The organism is Actinoplanes sp. NPDC026623 (genome assembly GCF_040638275.1).
Lineage (GTDB): Bacteria > Actinomycetota > Actinomycetes > Mycobacteriales > Micromonosporaceae > Actinoplanes.
The window spans coordinates 1-18,062 of the sequence record NZ_JBEZXZ010000183.1; the positions used below are offsets into that span (position 1 = coordinate 1).

Below are 18,062 nucleotides of genomic sequence, written 5' to 3' on the forward strand. Positions count from 1 at the left end.
CACGCGTCGCCGGCCGGCGCCGCCCGGCGCCGCGGCACGACCGGGTGCCGGGCAGCAGGCCCCGCCGGACGCCGGGCAGGTGCTGCTGCTGGCGGCCCGGCACACCGCCGGCACCGCGACGATGGACGCCCGGCCGAACCAGTTCCTGTTCATCGACTCCGTCGAGGTCGAGTCGAAGATCGACCTCGACAGGAGTGCGACCACGCTCTCCGGGCCGCTGCGCACGCGCACCTGGCTGTCCGTGGACGGCACCCGGGACGGGCTGGTCATCCAGCAGTCGGCGAAGTCACCCGTGCGCACCCACCTCGACGGCTGCACGAACGGGCGGCAGGCACAGACGATCGACCGTCCGGAAACCACGCCCAAGGTCGCCTGCACCCCCCAGCCGGCCTACCAGCCCGGCGGCGTCCCCACCGATCCGGACCGCCTCCTGGCACAGCTGTACGCGATCGCCGCCGACCAGCCCGAGTGGGTGGCCATCGGTGCGGGACCGGACCGGAAGCCACGCGGCTTCGTGCGGCTCTCCGCCGACCAGCGCGCGTTCACCGAGATCGCCGAGATCCTCTACCGGAACCACCTGCCGGCCGTGCAGGAGGCCGCCTTCCGGGCCGCCGGCCGGATCGCCGGCGTTCAGGTGCGCCGCGGCGCGACCGACGCCGCCGGGCGTGGTGGTGTCGCGGTGACCCGCACCGAGGCGGGCACCCGCGAGGAGCTGGTCTTCGACCCGGTCACGTACACGTATCTCGGGCACAACATCATCGGGGCCGAGTTCGATCCGGCCGGCGCGCACGTGGTCTCCTCGCTGGACAGGGCCGGGAAGATCGGCCGGGTCAGCGGCCTGGGACTGGCCTCGAAGCCCGGCGAGGTCGTTCACCAGTCCGCGCTGCTGCGGGTCGCCATCGTCGACAGGGCCGGCCGGCGGCCGTAACCCGGCACGCCGGGCGGACGGGTGATGCTCCAGGCACCGGCCGGAGCATCACCCGGTCCTGCACGCCTTACCGGATCGTGATCACGATTCGCCCGGTGGCGTGGCCCGCGGCGGACGCGGCCTGCGCGCCGGCCGCGTCCGCCAGCGGATAGGCCCTCATCACCGGCAGGCGCAGCGCGCCGGCCTCGAACAGCCGGGCGGCCTCGGTGAACGCCCGCTCCGGGTCGACGGCCGCGAACGAGACCCGCGCGCCCTGCGCGGCCGCCGAGAAGTCCGCGATCGACAGCACCCTGGCCGGATCGCCGGTCAGCTCCACCAGGTCCGCGATGACCCCGGAACCGGCGATGTCCAGGGCCGCGTCCACGCCCGCGTCGGCCAGCGCCCTGACCCGCTCGACCAGTCCCGGCCCGTAGGTGGTGGCGACCGCGCCGAGCCCGCGCAGGTAGTCCTGGTTGCCCGCACCGGCCGTGCCGATCACCGAGATGCCGCGCGCCTTCGCGATCTGCACGGCGGCCGAGCCGACCCCGCCCGCGGCGCCGCTGATGAGCAGCGTCTGCCCCGCTCGCACCCCGACCTGATCGATGATCCGGAACGCGGTCTCGACCGCCACCGGGAACCCGGCGGCCTCGGTGAAGGGCAGGCCCTCGGGCTTGCGTGCCCAGTGCGCGAGCACCGCCTGCTCGGCGTAGGTGGCCGAGCCGGACCCGAAGACGGCGTCCCCGAGGGCGACGCCCTCGACACCCTCGCCGATCTCGTCGACGATCCCCGCCGCGTCGATGCCCGTGCCGGCCGGCAGGTCGAGCGGCCGGCGCTCGCGCAGGTGGCCGGCGCGGATCTTCCAGTCGATGCCGTTCACGCCGGCGGCGCGCACGGCGATCCGGACCTGCCCGGGCCCCGGGCAGGGCGCCTCGACCTCCACCAGCCGCAGCACGTCGGGCCCGCCGTACGCTTCGAATTGGATGGCTTTCATCTGTTTCCCTCTCTCAGTGCCGCGCCGCGGCTTCGGCGCCGATCCCGCTGAAGAAGCCGACCAGCGCCCGCGGGGAGTCCGCCGCGAAGCAGGCCTCGAGGCCCTGGGCCGACTGCTCGGCCGACGCGGCGGCCCGCGGGAACATGGCGGCCTCGTGCTCCCCGAGCGCGGCCTCCACGTCGTCGCCGTGCCGGACCAGGGCGAGGGCGAGCTCCGCGCCGTCGAGCAGGGCGAGGTTCGCGCCCTCCCCGGCGAAGGGCGACATCACGTGAGCGGCGTCGCCGATCAGGGTCACGCCCGGCGTCCGCGCCCACGAGTGCCCGATCGGCAGGGCGAAGATCTGCCGGGCGACGATGGTGTCGTCGCAGTCACGGATCAGATCCTTGAGCTCGGGACTCCAGTCGCCGAAGTCCTCCAGCAGCGCGGCCCGCACGGCGTCCGCGTCCGACCAGTCCACGCCCCGGGTGGTGACCCAGTCCTGCGGCACCCGCAACGAGACGCCCAGGTCGATGTGCTCGCCGCCGTGACCGAGGATGGCCTTGTTGTCGGACAAGGCGAAGATCATCCCCGGCCCCACCACCTCGGCGGCCCGGCGATGGCGACCCCGCACCTCGGGCAGGTGGAGCTCGACGTAGGTGATCCCGGTGTACTGCGGCCGGGCGTCGGAGAGCAGCGGCCGCACCCGCGACCAGGTGCCGTCCGCGCCGATGATGACGTCGGCCGAGGCCCGGCCACCGGCGGCGAAGGTGAGCTCGCCCGCGGACACCGAAGCCACCTTGGCGCCCCAGACGATCCGCCCGGGGTCGAGCGAGCCGATGAGCAGCTCACGCAGGACCGTCCGGTCGATCTCCGGCCGGCCGCCCTCGCCGCCCGGCGGCGCGTGGTCGATGAAGACCCTGCCGGTCTTGTCCAGGACCCGCAGGCTCTCCCCGAGCGGATGGGTGTGGCGCCGGAACTCCTCGTAGAGCCCCGCCTCGCGCAGGGCGATCTGGCCGGAGTCCTCGTGGATGTCGAGCGAGCCGCCCTGGCTCCGCACCGATGGGTCTGCGTCGAGCTCGTAGACGGTGGCGTCGAGGCCGTGCTCCTGCAGGATGCGGGCGCAGACCAGGCCGCTGAGTCCCGCACCGACGATGGCTATGGACATGGTTCTCCCTTGAACGGCAGGACGTTTCGGTTGGGCTCGGGTGCTATGTCGTGGGTGGCTTCGGCGCCGCGCTGCGCGCCAGAATCCCGTCCAGCACCACGTCCAGCGCCCAGCTGGACCGGCCCGGGCCGTCGCCCGACACGAGTTCCGGCCCGAGCCGGGCGATGTTGGGGAACCGCTGCGGGTCGACGGCGCCGAGGCGCTCCGCCATGTCGGACATGCGCTCGGCCTCCCGCTTCGGGGAGACCTCCACGTTGTGCTCGACGGCCATCGCGGTGGGCAGCAACAGCAGGAGATCGACACCCCAGGCCGCCGCCCGGTCGTCGGCGCCGCCCTCGCTCAGCAGCGCGAGAACCCGCTCGATGACCGCCGCGTAGTGCGGGCCGTTGGGCTGGGTCGACAGCGCCATCCGCGCCATCTCCGGATAATTGCGCAGCACATCGCCGTAGCTGGTCAGCACGGCCTTCAGCCGCTCACGCCAGCAGCCGGTCCCCTCCAGCTCGACCGCTGCCAGCAACGCGTCGAGGATCTGGGCGTGCAGGTCTTCGGTGTCACGCACGTACACGTACAGCGAGGCGTGGCCGGTGTCGAGCATCCTCGCGATCCGCCGCATGGTGACCTTGGCCAGGCCCTCCTCGAACAGGATGCCGAGCGCGGTGTCGATGATCCCCTGCCTGGTCAGAGCGGGCTTGGCGGGCCGCTCCCGCCGGCCGCGTGGGCCGGGATCCGCAACGTTCGAGGTCATGGCAGGTACGCTAGCACGACCATGGTCGTAACGACCATGGTCGTGACGCTTATCCCTCACCCGAGCTGCCACGGCCTCGCGGGTGTGTCCGCCATCGCCCGCCCGCACGGCTCGTCCGAATGCCGATCCCGCAACTGCCGCCGGGGCTCGCTCATGCCACTCTCTACGATGTGACGCAGACCATAGCCCGCCGAGCACCGCGGCCCGGGCCTGCTACGTCTCTCCTGACGTGACCCGCATCCTTCGCATCGAGCTGCGCCGCTCCGCCGTGCTCTGGGCGGCCGCGACGCTGCTGATCACCGGCGCCTGGTTGCTGTACTCCGCACGCGAGCGGTGGACGACCGGCTACATGCTGCTGGCCCTGGACCAGCGGTGGTACCTCCCGCTCCTGCTCGGTCTCGCCATGGCGGCCGGAGCCGCACAGGGCCGCCGCGACCACCGCTGCGGCGTCGGCGAGCTGTTCGCGAGCGTTCCACGTCCGCGCGCCCAGCAGGTCGTCCCGATGCTGCTGGCCTACGGCGCCGGCATGTTCGCCGCCTATGCGGGCGCCACCGGGCTGGCCGCGCTCCGCATCGTCGGCACCGCGCACTACCTGCGAGCCGGCGCCTTCGCCGGGGTGGTGGCGGCCGGCGCGACGGCGGTGGTCGCCGCGGCCTGGTTCGGCCTGGCGGCCGGCCGGATCCTGCCGTACATCGCGACCGCCCCGGCCCTCGCGATCGCGTCCATGGCGTCGCCGCTCGTCGCGCAGGGCATCACCGGTCACCGCGAGTGGCTGAGCAGCCTGCTGTTCCCGGCGTACGGCCTGGACGGCCCCACCGACTTCGTCAGCCTTCCCGGGCGGTTCAGCCTCGCCCAGGTGTGCTATCTGACCGGCCTGGCCGCCGGCGCCGCGCTGCTGTTCGCCGCCGCCCATCGACGCGCCCGGCTCACGGCGCTGCTGCCACCGGCGCTCGGAGCCGTCGCCGCGGTGCTGATCCTCCAGGGCGGATCGGCCTACGCCGAGGATCCGATCGACCCGGTCGCCCGCGAGCTGGTCTGCACGCCCGACACCCCGCGGGTCTGCGTCGCGCGGCTGCACGGCGGCGTCCTGCCCGAGGTGACGCCCCCGGTTCGCGCGGCGATCGCGACGCTCGCCCGGCTGCCCAACGGCCCGAGCCGGGCGCAGGAGTACCTCGGCCCCGGGAACAAGGCCCTCGAGCAGTCCGCGGACACGCTGCTCGTCCCCTTCGCGATCGGCGAGGACGGTCACGTGATCGACCCCGACCGGATCGAGGGCTACCTGCTCGACAACGTCGGCGTTCTCCCGTTCCCCTGCCCCGAGGGCAGGTCCGGCCCGGACCCGGCGGCGGTGCGGGCCGCGACGTCCTGGCTGCTCGGCACGGAACCGGAGGGGCCGGACGCGGAGAACGACCGGGCGCGGGAGCTGCTGCGGAGTCTGCGCAAGCTCGACGAACGAGAGGCCGCCACCCGGGTCGCCGCGACGCGCCAGGCGGTCCTGACCTGCGCACCCGGGCCAGCCTCCGCTCCATAGCCGTGCGAGATCTCCACAGCCGTGCGAGATCTCCACAGCCGTGCGAGAAGGACGGTCGTGGCAGGATCGATCGGACGTGGCGGCGGCGATGGCACGGCGTGCCCCACGGCATCGTCCTGGCGGTGGTCGCCGAGGCGCTCGTCCTCGCCTACGGCGCGGTGGTCCATCTGGTCCAGCTCGCGGGAGGATAGCCACCGTACCCGTGGGCACCCGCCTGGCTCGCCGTGCTGCGTGCCCCGGCTAGTTTCCGTCTTCCCAGGTGTAGTACCAGTCCGCATCGATCCGGTGATGCACCGTTTCGCGCGGCCTGTCCTTGGGAAGCGCGTAACCAGGATCGTAGGTGAGCCAATCGCGCTTGAACGGATTGATGATGGCGACAGACAGGTCCGCCGTAAGCAGGGCACCATCGGGGCCGTACGCGATTTTGATCCAGTCAATTTCGTACGGGAGGTCCTCTAATTTGCTTTTCAGCTCGACAAAACGCTTCTCCGACGCATTGTCGAACGGTTGGTAATCATCTTTGAATGTGCAGGTGGTTTGGAGCGTATTCGCCCGCCGCTCCCGGTCGTCCGAATACGCCTGGCACCAGTCCTGAACCCTCAGGAAGGTCACGTGCTCCTGAGCCAGCGCCTCCAGGACCGGCAGCGACTTTCCAGCATTCTCGTAGGGTACGTAGGGTTTCGACTCCCGCGTCCACTGTGATCTGATCGCCACGGCGCCCAGGGCCACCATCATGATGAATACGAGCACAAGGACTCGCAGTAATGCACCCCGTTTCGCTGACATGCCCCGACGATAATGACATCGGTCAACATCGCAGTCGTGCCGGCCGGGACCTGCTCAGGCCCTCCAGGTAGGCGAAGACCGCCAGGATGCGGCGATTGTCGTCCTCGGAGGTTTGAGTCCCGGCTTGGTGAAGATGTTGTTGCTGTGTTTGCTGACGGCCCCGTGACGAACATTCGGACGGGCGATCGCGGCGTTGGAGCAGCCCTGCGCCATAGCACCGGGTCTGCCGAGCGGCGGGTGAGCAGGGCGCTGACGACGTCGGAGTCCCTGACCGTGCCGCCCGCGGCGACCTGCCTGACATCGGTGACAAACCGACCGACGTCGACGACCCGGTCCTTCAGCAGGTAGCCCGCGCGGTCCGGCATCGGCTCCCTGGCGCAAAGCCGCTCGACGTGCCGGCAGAGCACCGCGCGGACCCTCGTCAGCGAAGGCCGGCGGCAGCCGCACGTCGAGACCTGCACCGACCTCGCCGGCAGGCGCGCCGTCCCGGTCTTCACCGCCACGGTCTTCGGCCTGGCCGCGCAGCAAGCCGGCGCCGCCAACCAGCCCACGGTGAATGCCGCGGCGTGCACCATGTCCGGCGGGCCGACCCCCCGCCGCATCCCCGGCCGGCCGCTCCCGGCGGCCCCTGGCCCCCGGTCAGTCTCGGTCCAGGACGGCCAGGGCGCTGGGCCGCACCGCGTGCACGGTGTGAACATGCGTCAGCGCCACGACGGATCCGTTCGTGGTGGCCACCAGGCCGGCCAGGTCATTGACCCAGAGTAGCTGGACCAGCACGGCGAGCGCATCGGTGCCGCAGTCGACCAGCGCTGCGACATCGTCGACGTCGGTCTCGGTGATCAGCCCGGACGTCAGCCCGCTGAAGCAGCTCCGGCCTTCAGCGAGGCCGGGCACATCACCGATCTCCATCGAACGCGCTCTGCCGGCGGCGTCGGCGCGAATTACCAGAACGTCGACTACTCGCATGTGACCGAGTTCGGTCAGCTGGTCGAGCGTTGCTCGCACCCCGTCTTTCAGGTCCGCCGGGGGGAACGTCAACACGATGAGTTCCACAGGACCCAATGCCATGGCCCCATCGTCGCCTATTTCATCCGGGACCGGCATCGTTCGCCCAGGATGAACGGGCGTGATCAGCCGTAATGATCGGTATCTGCGCCTCGGCGGTGGATCAAACCCATTCGCGGTGGTCAAGGCGCCGATGGTGATCGTTGCCCGCCTTCGTTATGGATCCGAGAAAATTTGGATTCGAAGCTAGCGGGGTACTGGAAGATTTTGATCATGGTGCGATCCGGAATCCAGGACTCCGAGCCGCAGGGGCTCAGGGGCCTGGACCGGATCATCGCGGTCCACAGTCCAAGACTCGTGCGACTGACCGGCCCGACCCTTCGGCACGTGGGCTCGTCCGGGATCTCGATACCGACCGGCGGTTTGCCGACGCCCCGGTCCTGCTGGACGCGGAGGACGAGAACGGCCTGCCCTTCGGCCGCACCGACGCCCGCCGTCTGTCAGGTGACGCCTGGACGAGGTACACGACGGCCAGCATGGTCGCGAGGGCTCCGAGCAGCAGCCGAAGCGCCCGTTCGGGAACCCGTGATTGCAGGCGGGCGCCGAGGTAGCCGCCGATCAGGCCGCCTGCTCCGCAGAGCAGTCCGAGGGTCCAGTGCGGGGCGATGTCGCCGGTGGTGGTCGAGGCGAGCAGGCCATAGGTGGCGGCTCCCGCGGCGGAGGTCACGAGGGTGCACCCCAGGGCGGCCGCGGCTATCACGGCCATCGGGGTGCCGCGGCCCGCGAGGATGGGACCGAGCAGGGACCCGCCCGCCGATGCCGTAGCCGCGGAGTGTTACGTGATCTCCAGGGACTTCGCGAACGCGGGCTCGGCCAGGAAGGCGAGGACCTCGGCGGCGAACCTGTCCGGGGCGAGGCTGTGCACCCGGTGGCCGACGGGGATCGTGGTGATCCTTGCACCCGGGATCGCCGCACTCACCTCGACCAGTCGCTGCGGCGGGATGCAGCTGGTCGCGCCGCCGGACAGGATCAGGGTCGGCTGACGCACGTCGCCGAGTCGGCCCCACCAAGCCACGTCCGGGCGGGACAACTGCCGGAAGATGGAACCCAGGGCACGCAGTTCGTAGTCACGGCGGTCGATCAGGATGCCGGCGGCAGCCGCCAGCGCCTGAAACACGTTGATGCCATTCCGCGAGGCGGCGGGCCGCGGCGGCGCCGCCGGGTCCTCCAGGACCAGCCGGGCGATGAGGTCCGGCGAATGCAGCGCGGCGGCCAGCGCGGCGTATCCCCCGACGGAGTGGCCGATCACGACGGCATCCCGCAACCGCATTGTCTCCAGCACCCCGAGGATGTCGTCCCGGATGCTGCTCAGCGAGTAATCGGCGGTTCGGGCGCTGGTGGCGTGTCCGCGCAAGTCGACGGCGATCGCCCGATACCCGGCCGCCGTGAGCCGGGCGGCGAACCGGTCCCACGTACGCGCGTTGCTGCCGCTGCCGTGCAGCAGCAGCACCGGCGTGCCGGCCGGGTCACCGCACTCCCGGTAGCCGAGGCGGACGCCATTTACCTCGACGGTGGCGACCATCGACCAGTCGAATGTCATTAACGCTGTTTACCAGATGTTCGGTCGGTGACCGGCCGGAATGCCCTCGAAGGAATGGGAGGACACATCGCGTATATCGTCCTAGGACCCTGGGTCAGTAAGTCCATGGCATGACACTGGACACGTCCGCGTATTTGAACACCGTTGCCGAACAAACGGGCATCCTCGCCGATCGGGTGGGCGGCAGGAATGCGGCGGCCCCGGTGCCGACCTGTCCGGGATGGACGCTGGCCGATCTGGTCGACCACGTTGGCGGGACACAGCGCCTGGTGGCGCTGCTCGCCGGTGAGCGGATGACCGAACCGAGCCAGGCGTTCGCCGCCTACGTTCCGGGTCCGACGGATTCGGGACAGTGGCGCGCCCGGCTGACCGACGGCGCGGCCGCGGCGCTGACCCGCGCGGCGGAAAATCCGGTAGCCGCTGAGGCGGGCACGAGACAGGCTGTCCGGCATGGGCCTGCTGGACATGATCGCAACCCGGGTCGCGGGCGGGGCGACGGTCGAGTTCCGCCCGACCGGCGGGTCCATGGTGCCGCTGATCCGCAGCCGTCAGCGGGTGACGGTGGCGCCGGTGGATCCGGCGAGGGTCGAGGTCGGCGACATCGTGCTGGCGAGGGTCGCCGGGACCACCTATCTGCACCTGGTCTCCGCGGTCGATGCCGGCGCCGTCCGCGTCCAGATCAGCAACAATCGCGGCCGGGTCAACGGGTGGACCGGGCACGGCAGGATCTACGGCATCTGCACGGCCGTCGACGGCGTCGCCCGTCCGCACCTGGACGGCAAGATCCGGCAAGGCTGACGCCGGGACGGGCCTGCGACGGCGGTTGGGGGGCGGTGCGCGTATTGTCGGGCGGTGAATCCCGCTGACCTGCAGGGCCTTAGATCGGGAGACCTCGAGACCCGCGAGGCACACGTGCACCTGCTGCTCGACCGGGCCAGGACGAACGGTGACGAGTCGGCCATCGCGGCGCTGCACGTGCTGGTCCGTGACTACCGGGATTTCCACAGGTCGTTGTATTCGCGGGCGATGAATCAGGCGGCCGTCTTCGCGGACCCCGGATTGCAGGAGCCGCTGCTCGCGGCGCTCGGCGACACCCGTTACAACTGCCAGGCGTGGGCCGCGATGGGCTGCGCGGCAATGGACATCCGGGCCGCCGTGCCACAGCTTGTCACGCTCCTCGACCACCCGCAGTGGATCGTCCGGGGCGAGACGGTGACCGCGCTCGGCCGGCTCGGCGACGCCTCGGTCGTGCCCGCGCTGCAACCGTTGCTGGGCGACCAGGCCGACTGGCTGCGCCAGCGGACGGCCGACACCCTGGCCGCCATCGGCGGCGACGCGGCGCTGGAGGCGCTCTGGCACGAGTTCGAGCATCGGCGGTTCCCGAGGATCGGCTACCTCGCCAGCACGCTGGCGCTGTTCACGCCGGAGGTGGTGCCCCGGCTGCTGGCCGCGACCGAGAGCCCGGATCCGGATCAGCGCTACTGGGCGGCCGTCGCGCTCGGATCGACGGGCGATGACCGGGCGGTGCCGGCGCTGGAGCGGCTGATGGCCGGCGACCGTGGCGTGACCGTGTTCGACGGGGAGGTCCGGGTCGCGGCGAAGAAGGCCCTGCGCACGCACCGCCGCATCAAGGCCGCCATCGCCGAACGAGAAAGCTCCCCGGCCGGCTGACGCGGCGGGCGTACCTTATCGACGGTTTTCGTCGAAGGTCTCCAGGACCTCCGGGGCGGTGACGGCCAGCAGCTTGCGGCAGGCGCCGCGAAGCTGGTCCAGTTCCTCGGCGGTGAGCACGTCGACCACGGTGCGCCGCACCTCGCGGACGTGTGCCGGGGCGATCTGGGCGACCCTCGCCATTCCCGCGTCGGTGAGCACCGCCTCGACCGCGCGGGTGTCGCCGGGGCAGTGCCGGCGCTCCACCCAGCCGGCCTTCTCCAGGCGGCTCACCGCGTGTGAGAGCCGGGACTGCGAGCCGTTCGCCAACTGCGCCAGGACGGCCATCTGCATGGCCCGGCCCGGACGCACGGACAGGCCGGACAGGATCGAGTACTCGAAGAAGTTGACGCACGCGTCCCGCTTGAGCTGGGCGTCGATGGTCGCCGGCAGCGCCGTCAGCACCCCGGCCAGGTGGAGCCAGGCCTGCAACTCGTCGGCGGAGAGCCAGGGGGTGTCGTCGCTCACAGGCGCAGCCTACGGTATTGAACATTCAACTCTTCCGTGACAGTCTCGGGTTGAACATTCAACCCCTTGGCGAGGAGCACCACCATGACACTTCTGCGCATCGACGCCAGCATCCTCGGCCCCCGGTCCGCCAGCAGCGAGCTGGCCGACCTGGTGCTCGCCGCCTGGAGCGCCGAACGCCCCGATGAGGCCGTGGTGACCCGGCACCTGGGTGCCGAGCCGCTTCCCGCCGACGCCTGGGCGATCGCGGTCGGCGCCGGATACACGCCGGAGGAGCAGCGCAGCGACGCGCAGCGCGAGGCCGTCGCGCTCGCCGCCGGACTGACCGCCGAGCTGCGCGCCGCCGACCACGTCGTGATCGCCGCGCCGCTCTACAACTACGGCATCTCGCAGCACCTCAAGATCTGGCTGGACCTGGCCATCACCGGCGGCGCCCAGGGCGAGAGGCTGCTCGACGGCAAGCCGGTCGTGCTGGTCACCACCCGGGGCGGCGCGTACGGCGCGGGCACCCCGCGCGAGGGCTGGGACCACAACACCGGCTACCTGCGCCGGATCCTCGCCGACGTGTGGGGCGCCGAGCTGACCGTGGTCGACCGCGAATTCACCCTGGTCGGGGTCAACCCGGCGCTGGACGCGTTCACCGAGACCGCCGCGGTGATGAAGAAGGAAGCCCACGAGCAGGCCACCGCGGCCGGCTCCGCGCTCGCGGGTCGCTGAGAACGGGCAGCGCGGGCGCCGGTGCGGCGCCCGCGCTGGGCCCCCTGCAACGCCCGGCCGCGCCCTCGACCGCCGGGCCGGACGCGGCCGGCCGGCTCGTCGCGCTCACCTGGGCAGTGCTCCGGGGCGCCGAGCGTCCGCGGGGTTGCATCGACGTCTTCGCCGACGGCGAGCTCGTCCTCCGCGACGTGCTGGACGGCGGCGACCGGATCGAGGTCGACCTCGCCACCGGGCAGACCGCGTTCCAGCCGGGCGAGGCGCACACGACCACGCTGTCCGGGCTGCCCGCGGGCCGCCACCGGGTCGAGATCTGGCTGCCGCACAACGAATCCGTCGAGCTCGTCGAGCTGCGCGCCGACGCGCCGATCGAGCCGGACGACGCCGAGCCGCCGCTGTGGGCGCATCACGGCAGCTCGATCAGCCACGGCTCGAACCCGCCGGCGCCCAGCGAGACCTGGCCTGCGGTCGCGGCCCGCCGCGTCGGCGTGGAGCTTCGCAACCTCGGCCTGGGCGGCATCGCACTTGTCGATCCGTTCCTGGCCCGGGTGATCCGCGATGCCCCGGCCGACTACCTGAGCGTCAAGCTCGGCATCAACGTCGTGAACCTCGACGCGATGCGGCTGCGCGCCTTCGTCCCCGCGGTTCACGGCTTCCTCGACACGATCCGCGACGGCCACCCGGACACCCCGCTCGTGCTCATCTCGCCGCTGTTCTGCGCCATCCACGAGGACACGCCCGGCCCGGGCGCGATCGACCCGACTCGATCGGCACCGGCCAGGTGCGTTTCATCGCCACCGGCAGGCCCGGCGACGTCGCGCTGGGACGGTTGACGCTCCGGGTCATCCGCCGTGAGCTGAGGACGGTGCAAAACCATTTTGCAAACCGTACGCTCGTACTGTTTGATTGGCGACGTGCCTCTGCTGCCGACGCCCGGACCGATCCGCACCCTCGCCCTGTCCACGCTGATCAACACGATCGGCAACGGGCTGTGGATGGTGTCCAGCGCGCTGTTCCTCACCCGCTTCGTCGGCCTCTCCATCGGGCGGGCCGGCCTGGCGCTCACCCTGGTCGCCCTGGTCAGCCTCGTGATCAGCACCCCGGCGGGCTACCTCGCCGACCGGCTCGGCCCGCGCGGCGTGGCGATCGGCGCGCTCGTCGCGCTCGGCCTCTGCGAGTCGGCGCTGGTCACGGTGCACTCCATGGCCGGGTTCCTGCTGGTCGCCACCCCGATGGCGGTCCTCGACGCGGCGCAGCGGGCGGCCCGGGGAGCGATCATCGGCGGTGCCGTGCCGCAGGACCGGCGGGTCTACACACGCGCCTACCTGCGATCGGTCACCAATGTCGGCCTCACGGTCGGCGCCGCCGCGGCCGGGGTCGGGCTCACTGTGGACACCCGCGCCGCGTACCTGTCGCTGATCGTGGCGGACGCGGTGACCTTCCTGCTGGCCGCCGCCGTGCTCACGCGGCTCGCCCCGGTCGCGTCCGCGCCCCGGCCGCGGTCCGGGCCGCGGCTGACCGCCCTGCGCGACCGGCCGTTCCTCGCCTTCGTCGTGCTGGACGGCCTGCTAGCCACCAACTTCGGTCTCTTCGAGGTGGCGGTACCGCTCTGGATCGCTGGGCGCACCGACGCACCGCGCTGGATGATCTCGGTGGTGTTCGCGGTGAACACCGTCGCCGTGGTGCTGCTCCAGGTGCGCGCCGCGCGCGGCACCGAGACCCTCGACGGTGCGGCGCGCGCCTCCCGGCGAGCCGGGTTCACCCTGATGGCGGCCTGCCTGATCTTTCCGCTCACCGCCGTCACCCACGACGTGCCGACCATGATCCTGCTGGTCGTCGCCGCCGGAGTGCATGTCACCGCCGAGTTGTGGTATTCGGCGGGCGGCTGGGGCATCTCGTTCGGCCTGGCACCGGACCAGGCGCACGGGCAGTACCAGGGCACCTATGCGATGGGCCATCAATTCGGTCAGATGATCGCCCCGGTGCTGGTCACGGCCCTGATCCTCGGCTGGGGAACGCCCGGATGGCTGCTGCTCGGTGCCGCGTTCGCGGTGGTGGGCTGCCTGATCCCGCCGGTGGTCCGGCGCGCCGCCGCGAACCGCGCGCCCGCCGGCACGCGGTCCACGGTGGACGCGGGTACGTGACCCCGCTCAGGCGTGGTCGGTCAGCCGTTCCAGGCCGGTGAGGATCTCCTGCGCGGCGTGGGAGGCGGTGGACAGCTGCCTGGTGACCTCCGACAGCACCGCGGCCTGCTCCTCGACGGACGCGGCGATGTCGACCTGAACCTGGCTGATCTCGGCGACCGTCGCGGCGGTGGTGGCGAATCCCGTCGCGGTCGCGCCGGTCTGCTCGACGATGGCGCCGATGACGGTGCTGACCTTGCTCGCCGAGCCGGACGTCTCGGTCGCCAGTTGTTTCACCTCGGAGGCCACGACGGCGAATCCCTTGCCGAGTTCCCCGGCGCGGGCGGCCTCGATGGTGGCGTTGAGGGCCAGCAGGTTCGTCTGGCCCGCCAACTGGGCGATGAAGCCGTTGACCTCCGCGATCTCCGTGACCGAGTTCTCCAGGCCGGTCATCCGCTCGCGCGCCGCGTCGATCGTCTGTTCCCCGGACGCGGCGATCGACGCCGCGTGGGCGGAGCGTTCCGCGATGTTCTGGACCGTGGTGGCCAGGCTCGCGAGTTCGGCGTCGACCGCACTGACCGCCGCGATCGCCTCCCTGGCACCCGCGGCGATCGACGCGGCGTCACGGGTGAGCCGCTCGGAGCGCTGCCGGCTGTGCAGTTCCCGGTCCCGGGCCGCCGCGGCCTCCCGCTCGCCGGCCTCCCGATCGGCCGCGATGCGTTCCTGGCGGGCCGCGTCCGCCTGGGCGGTCATGTCCTGGATCTCACGCTCGGACTGCTCGGCGAAGTGCCACATCGCGAGAATGCCGGCGACCTCGAGGACGACGCAGCCGGCGTGGACGGCGACCATGCCGATCTCGCCGGTGAGGCCGTGCAGGTGAGTGCTGAAGACCCTGTCCGGGGCGGTCAGGCCGAGCACGCCGTGGTGCACGACGACCACCGCGACGGTCCACAGCAGCGGGCGCCACTCCTGGTAGAGCGCCACGAAGACGAGGATGGCGAACAGGTGCAGATGCGCGGACGTCTCACCGCCGGACAGCTCGATCGCGACGAACGACGTGCTGATCAGCCCCATGCTGGTCATGCCGGAACGGGTGCCCCGGCCGCCGACGGTCCGCCCGATCGCGGCGAGGATGGCGACGCCGGAGACCAGCACCGCGGTCTCCGTGATCGGCCGGGGCCCGAGCATCCCGACCAGGAGCAGCAGCGGCACGTGACCCCATAGGAGCATCTGCAGGATGCGATGCCGCGCCTGCCAGGACTCCGACGACAGCCGTGCACCCCGGGGCAGCCTCAACCATTGACCATTCACGCCCCGACCATCGGGTGGTCGACCGGCCCTCCTGAGGTTGCGGGCACGTGCCGTATCTCCCAGCGGCGTTCCCGCATGTCCCCGAGGGATAAGAAAAATGTCCCGGTGGGTAAAGATTGTGGCGCGCCTCATGCTTATTGTTGCCTCCATCACGTCCCGGACCGATGGGAAGGCCACCTATGAGCAGCAGCGATTTCGACCTGTTCCGGCTCTCCGAGGACCACGAGACCCTGCGCGAGGCGGTCCGGGCCGTCGCCCGGGACAAGATCGCGCCCCACGCGGCGGAGGTCGACCAGGAGGCGCGGTTCCCGCAGGCCGCGTACGACGCGCTGGTCGCGACGGACTTCCACGCGCCGCACGTGCCCGAGCAGTACGGCGGGGTGGGCGCGGACGCCCTCGCCACCTGCATCGTGATCGAGGAGGTGGCCCGGGTATGCGCCACGTCGTCGCTCATCCCCGGCTGCAACAAGCTGGGCAGCCTGCCCGTGTTGCTCGCCGGTTCCGAGGAGCTCAAACGGCGCTACCTAACCCCGCTCGCCCAGGGCACCGCCGCGTTCTCGTACGGCCTGTCGGAGCGGGAGGCGGGCAGCGACACCGCCTCGATGACCACCCGCGCCACGCCCGCCGGCGACGAGTGGATCCTCAACGGCCAGAAGTCGTGGATCACCAACGCGGGCTTCTCCGAGTTCTACACCGTGCTGGCCGTGACGGATCCGGACGGCCGGCGCGGCGCCAACATCAGCGCGTTCGTGGTGGAGAGGTCCGACCCCGGGTTCTCCTTCGGCGCCAAGGAACGCAAGCTCGGCATCAAGGGCTCACCCACTCGGGAGCTGCACTTCGACGACGTGCGCCTGCCGGCCGGCCGCATGATCGGCGGGCCCGGCGAGGGGTTGAAGATCGCCCTGCGGACGCTGGACCACACCCGCGTGACGATCGGGGCCCAGGCGGTCGGCATCGCACAGGGCGCACTGGACTGCGCCCTCGACTACGTGCGGGAGCGCAGCCAGTTCGGCAAGCGGATCGCCGAGTTCCAGGGCATCCAGTTCATGCTCGCCGACATGGCGATGACCCTCGAGGCGGCCCGGCAGCTGGTCTACGTCGCCGCGGCGAAATCCGAGCGCAACGACCCCGACCTGCCGTTCTTCGGCGCGGCCGCGAAGTGTTACGCCTCGGACGTCGCCATGCAGGTCACCACGGACGCGGTCCAGCTGCTCGGCGGGTACGGCTACACACAGGACTTCCCGGTCGAGCGCATGATGCGCGACGCGAAGATCACCCAGATCTACGAGGGCACCAACCAGGTGCAGCGGATCGTGATGGCGCGCCGGCTGCTGGCACAGGGCGGAGCCTGACATGGCCGCGGGTACCGACCCGTTGACCCTGTCGCGGCAGGCCGACCGCCTCGAAGAATCCGGTCGGCGGCTCGCGGACCTGCTCGACCGGCGGGGCCGCACGGCCGGGGCGGCCGCGTCAGCCGGATGAGGCGTGCGGTCCCAGCACCGGCATGTCGTCCACGCGCGTACCGGTCTGCCAGGGCCAGCGGTGGTAGCGGTCCGGCCACACGACCTGCAGCGCCGCCACGGCGGCACCCGTGCCGGCGTAGAACCGCGCGGCGACGGGAAGGTGGCGATCCGGCTCGGTCACCGCGACGAACAGGACCTCGTGCCCCTCGAGAACATCGTCGGCACGCTGCCCCGCCACACACGCCCGCCGGCCGGCGATCACGTCGCCGGCGATGGCGAGCAGGGCGGGCCGCGAAAGGTCGGGCGGCAACCCGAACAGGATCAGCTCGGGATGATCGTGATCGGTCAGACCGATCGTGTACCAGCAGGTTTCCAGGGGCGTCGGCTGCGGCACGAACTCCAGATGCACGCCGTAACGCTCAATGGTCTCGCCGATCCGGCGCAGCCCGGCGTCCCGCTGTTCCGCCGTCATCGGAATCACCCCCACCCCCAGGATGAACGCCCGCACCCGCCGAGGCAGTGATTTCGGCCCGGGCCACCCGCCAACCGATCGGTCGTGATTGGAGGGTGGGGTGCGGGCCTGTTGCGGGGGCAGGCCGCTCATCGCGTCTCTGGTGCCACTGTCGCGTCCCGATTCCCCCGTACGCTTGCGTAACCGGGCGAGGGCGACCTGTCCCCTGCAACGACGTCAATGCTCGCCGCCGGACCTTGTACGAAGCATGGGAGACTCGTACAGGACCTTGCGGATTTCTTGAATCCCCTGGTGGAGTGACGGGCGTACGGAGGTCAATTGGCGGCGGAATTCGGCGTGCTCGGCGTGGTCGAGGCCTGGATCGACGGCAAGCCCGTCGACCTCGGGCACGCCCGGCAGCGGAGTGTGCTGGGTGTGCTACTCGTCGAAGTGGGTCGCCCTGTCACCGTCGACCAGTTGATCGACCGGCTCTGGGGCGAGCACCCGCCGCAGCGGGCCGCGAGCGCGCTCTACAGCTACCTGTCGCGGCTGCGGCGCGCCGTCGCGGACGCGGAGGAGGTCCAGATCCGCCGTGAGCCGGGCGGCTACCTGCTCACGGTCGACCCGCAGGCGGTCGACCTGCACCGGTTCCGCGGGCTGATGACGATGGCCCGGCAGGCCGGGTCGGACCGCGCCGCCGCGGACCTGATCGGGCAGGCGCTGGGCCTGTGGCGCGGCGACCCGTTCGCCGGCCTGGACACGCCGTGGCTGGACGCGATGCGCCGCACGCTGCAGGGTGAACGGTTCGCCGCCGAGCTGGACGGCAACGACGTCTCGCTGCGGCTGGGCCGCCACGGCGAGCTGCTGCCGGCGCTGTCCGCCGCGGTCGCCGAGCACCCGCTGGACGAGCGGCTGGCCGGGCAGGTGATGCTCGCGTTGTACCGGTGCGGTCGGCAGGGCGACGCGGACGAGCAGTTCCGGCGGATCCGCCACCACCTCGCCGACGAGCTCGGCAGCGACACCCTGCTCCAAACACCGCGATCCTGGACCACCACCCGCATCTGGAAGGCTCTCGGGCGCCCCAAGCTCAGCATGTCCACGATGCGCCGCCGC

The 18,062-nt window shown here is 71.5% G+C and carries 20 protein-coding genes and 1 pseudogene; 11 read left to right on the forward strand and 10 right to left on the reverse strand.

Going from position 1 to position 18,062, the window contains the following annotated elements; all coding sequences use genetic code 11:
* On the forward strand, window positions 1-928 hold a 928-nt coding region (locus tag AB0F10_RS35565; RefSeq protein WP_360635530.1), incomplete at its 5' end, for a CU044_5270 family protein.
* Window positions 929-995: 67 nt separating this feature from the next.
* Here AB0F10_RS35565 and AB0F10_RS35570 read toward each other — a convergent pair.
* Genes AB0F10_RS35570 through AB0F10_RS35580 form a run of 3 tightly spaced genes read right to left on the reverse strand, consistent with a single transcriptional unit; the run spans window position 996 to window position 3,787 of the window.
* Complete coding sequence (locus AB0F10_RS35570) at window positions 996-1,898, reverse strand: NADP-dependent oxidoreductase (protein WP_360635533.1); 903 nt, start codon at window positions 1,896-1,898, stop codon at window positions 996-998.
* Window positions 1,899-1,911: 13 nt separating this feature from the next.
* Window positions 1,912-3,042 (reverse strand): NAD(P)/FAD-dependent oxidoreductase, encoded by a 1,131-nt coding sequence (locus tag AB0F10_RS35575; RefSeq protein WP_360635536.1) that lies wholly within the window; start codon window positions 3,040-3,042, stop codon window positions 1,912-1,914.
* Window positions 3,043-3,085: 43 nt separating this feature from the next.
* Window positions 3,086-3,787 carry a TetR/AcrR family transcriptional regulator gene (locus AB0F10_RS35580; RefSeq protein WP_360635539.1) on the reverse strand — a complete coding sequence of 234 codons (702 nt, stop codon included), beginning with the start codon at window positions 3,785-3,787 and terminating at the stop codon, window positions 3,086-3,088.
* A 229-nt stretch (window positions 3,788-4,016) separates the two neighbouring features.
* On the opposite strand from AB0F10_RS35580, the gene AB0F10_RS35585 reads away from it, so the two are divergent.
* A complete protein-coding gene (locus AB0F10_RS35585; protein WP_360635543.1) occupies window positions 4,017-5,318 on the forward strand; it encodes a hypothetical protein in 1,302 nt (433 codons plus the stop codon).
* A 240-nt stretch (window positions 5,319-5,558) separates the two neighbouring features.
* Here AB0F10_RS35585 and AB0F10_RS35590 read toward each other — a convergent pair whose 3' ends face one another.
* The 4 genes from AB0F10_RS35590 to AB0F10_RS35605 form a co-directional block, all read right to left on the reverse strand.
* Window positions 5,559-6,104, reverse strand: coding sequence for a hypothetical protein (locus tag AB0F10_RS35590; protein ID WP_360635546.1), 546 nt, complete (start codon window positions 6,102-6,104; stop codon window positions 5,559-5,561).
* Window positions 6,105-6,743: 639 nt separating this feature from the next.
* Window positions 6,744-7,157 (reverse strand): DUF6325 family protein, encoded by a 414-nt coding sequence (locus tag AB0F10_RS35595; RefSeq protein WP_360635549.1) that lies wholly within the window; start codon window positions 7,155-7,157, stop codon window positions 6,744-6,746.
* 283 nt (window positions 7,158-7,440) lie between these two features.
* A complete protein-coding gene (locus AB0F10_RS35600) occupies window positions 7,441-7,875 on the reverse strand; it encodes a TSUP family transporter (protein WP_360635552.1) in 435 nt (144 codons plus the stop codon).
* 69 nt (window positions 7,876-7,944) lie between these two features.
* Window positions 7,945-8,709: an alpha/beta hydrolase gene (locus AB0F10_RS35605; protein ID WP_360635555.1), complete on the reverse strand. Its 765-nt coding sequence runs from the start codon at window positions 8,707-8,709 to the stop codon at window positions 7,945-7,947.
* Window positions 8,710-8,819: 110 nt separating this feature from the next.
* On the opposite strand from AB0F10_RS35605, the pseudogene AB0F10_RS35610 reads away from it, so the two are divergent.
* From AB0F10_RS35610 to AB0F10_RS35620, 3 genes and pseudogenes are all read left to right on the forward strand, one after another.
* A pseudogene (locus tag AB0F10_RS35610) lies at window positions 8,820-9,122 on the forward strand (maleylpyruvate isomerase N-terminal domain-containing protein); the annotation flags it as partial.
* A 37-nt stretch (window positions 9,123-9,159) separates the two neighbouring features.
* Window positions 9,160-9,507, forward strand: coding sequence for a hypothetical protein (locus tag AB0F10_RS35615; RefSeq protein WP_360635589.1), 348 nt, complete (start codon window positions 9,160-9,162; stop codon window positions 9,505-9,507).
* A gap of 54 nt (window positions 9,508-9,561) precedes the next feature.
* Window positions 9,562-10,380, forward strand: a complete 819-nt coding sequence (locus tag AB0F10_RS35620; RefSeq protein WP_360635558.1) for a HEAT repeat domain-containing protein — start codon at window positions 9,562-9,564, stop codon at window positions 10,378-10,380.
* A 15-nt stretch (window positions 10,381-10,395) separates the two neighbouring features.
* On the opposite strand, the gene AB0F10_RS35625 is transcribed toward AB0F10_RS35620, so the two are convergent.
* Entirely contained in the window at window positions 10,396-10,887 is a 492-nt protein-coding gene (locus AB0F10_RS35625) for a MarR family transcriptional regulator (protein ID WP_360635561.1), read from the reverse strand.
* An 84-nt stretch (window positions 10,888-10,971) separates the two neighbouring features.
* On the opposite strand from AB0F10_RS35625, the gene AB0F10_RS35630 reads away from it, so the two are divergent.
* The 3 genes from AB0F10_RS35630 to AB0F10_RS35640 all read left to right on the forward strand — a co-directional run bounded on the left by AB0F10_RS35630 (window position 10,972) and on the right by AB0F10_RS35640 (window position 13,745).
* A complete protein-coding gene (locus AB0F10_RS35630; RefSeq protein ID WP_360635564.1) occupies window positions 10,972-11,604 on the forward strand; it encodes an NAD(P)H-dependent oxidoreductase in 633 nt (210 codons plus the stop codon).
* A 116-nt stretch (window positions 11,605-11,720) separates the two neighbouring features.
* A complete protein-coding gene (locus tag AB0F10_RS35635) occupies window positions 11,721-12,434 on the forward strand; it encodes an SGNH/GDSL hydrolase family protein (RefSeq protein WP_360635567.1) in 714 nt (237 codons plus the stop codon).
* An 81-nt stretch (window positions 12,435-12,515) separates the two neighbouring features.
* The gene (locus AB0F10_RS35640) at window positions 12,516-13,745 is read left to right on the forward strand and encodes an MFS transporter (protein WP_360635570.1); all 1,230 of its coding nucleotides are present in this window, start codon (window positions 12,516-12,518) and stop codon (window positions 13,743-13,745) included.
* A gap of 6 nt (window positions 13,746-13,751) precedes the next feature.
* Here AB0F10_RS35640 and AB0F10_RS35645 read toward each other — a convergent pair whose 3' ends face one another.
* On the reverse strand, window positions 13,752-15,020 hold the full coding sequence (locus AB0F10_RS35645; protein WP_360635573.1) for a methyl-accepting chemotaxis protein: 1,269 nt from the start codon (window positions 15,018-15,020) through the stop codon (window positions 13,752-13,754).
* 194 nt (window positions 15,021-15,214) lie between these two features.
* On the opposite strand from AB0F10_RS35645, the gene AB0F10_RS35650 reads away from it, so the two are divergent.
* Window positions 15,215-16,387 carry an acyl-CoA dehydrogenase family protein gene (locus AB0F10_RS35650; protein ID WP_360635576.1) on the forward strand — a complete coding sequence of 391 codons (1,173 nt, stop codon included), beginning with the start codon at window positions 15,215-15,217 and terminating at the stop codon, window positions 16,385-16,387.
* A gap of 1 nt (window position 16,388) precedes the next feature.
* Complete coding sequence (locus AB0F10_RS35655; protein ID WP_360635579.1) at window positions 16,389-16,517, forward strand: hypothetical protein; 129 nt, start codon at window positions 16,389-16,391, stop codon at window positions 16,515-16,517.
* On the opposite strand, the gene AB0F10_RS35660 is transcribed toward AB0F10_RS35655, so the two are convergent.
* Window positions 16,506-17,006 (reverse strand): DUF4262 domain-containing protein, encoded by a 501-nt coding sequence (locus tag AB0F10_RS35660; RefSeq protein WP_360635582.1) that lies wholly within the window; start codon window positions 17,004-17,006, stop codon window positions 16,506-16,508. The genes AB0F10_RS35655 and AB0F10_RS35660 overlap by 12 nt on opposite strands.
* 282 nt (window positions 17,007-17,288) lie before the next feature.
* Between AB0F10_RS35660 and AB0F10_RS35665 the strand changes: the two genes are divergently transcribed.
* A partial coding sequence (locus tag AB0F10_RS35665; protein ID WP_360635585.1) for an AfsR/SARP family transcriptional regulator occupies window positions 17,289-18,062 on the forward strand: 774 nt, incomplete at its 3' end.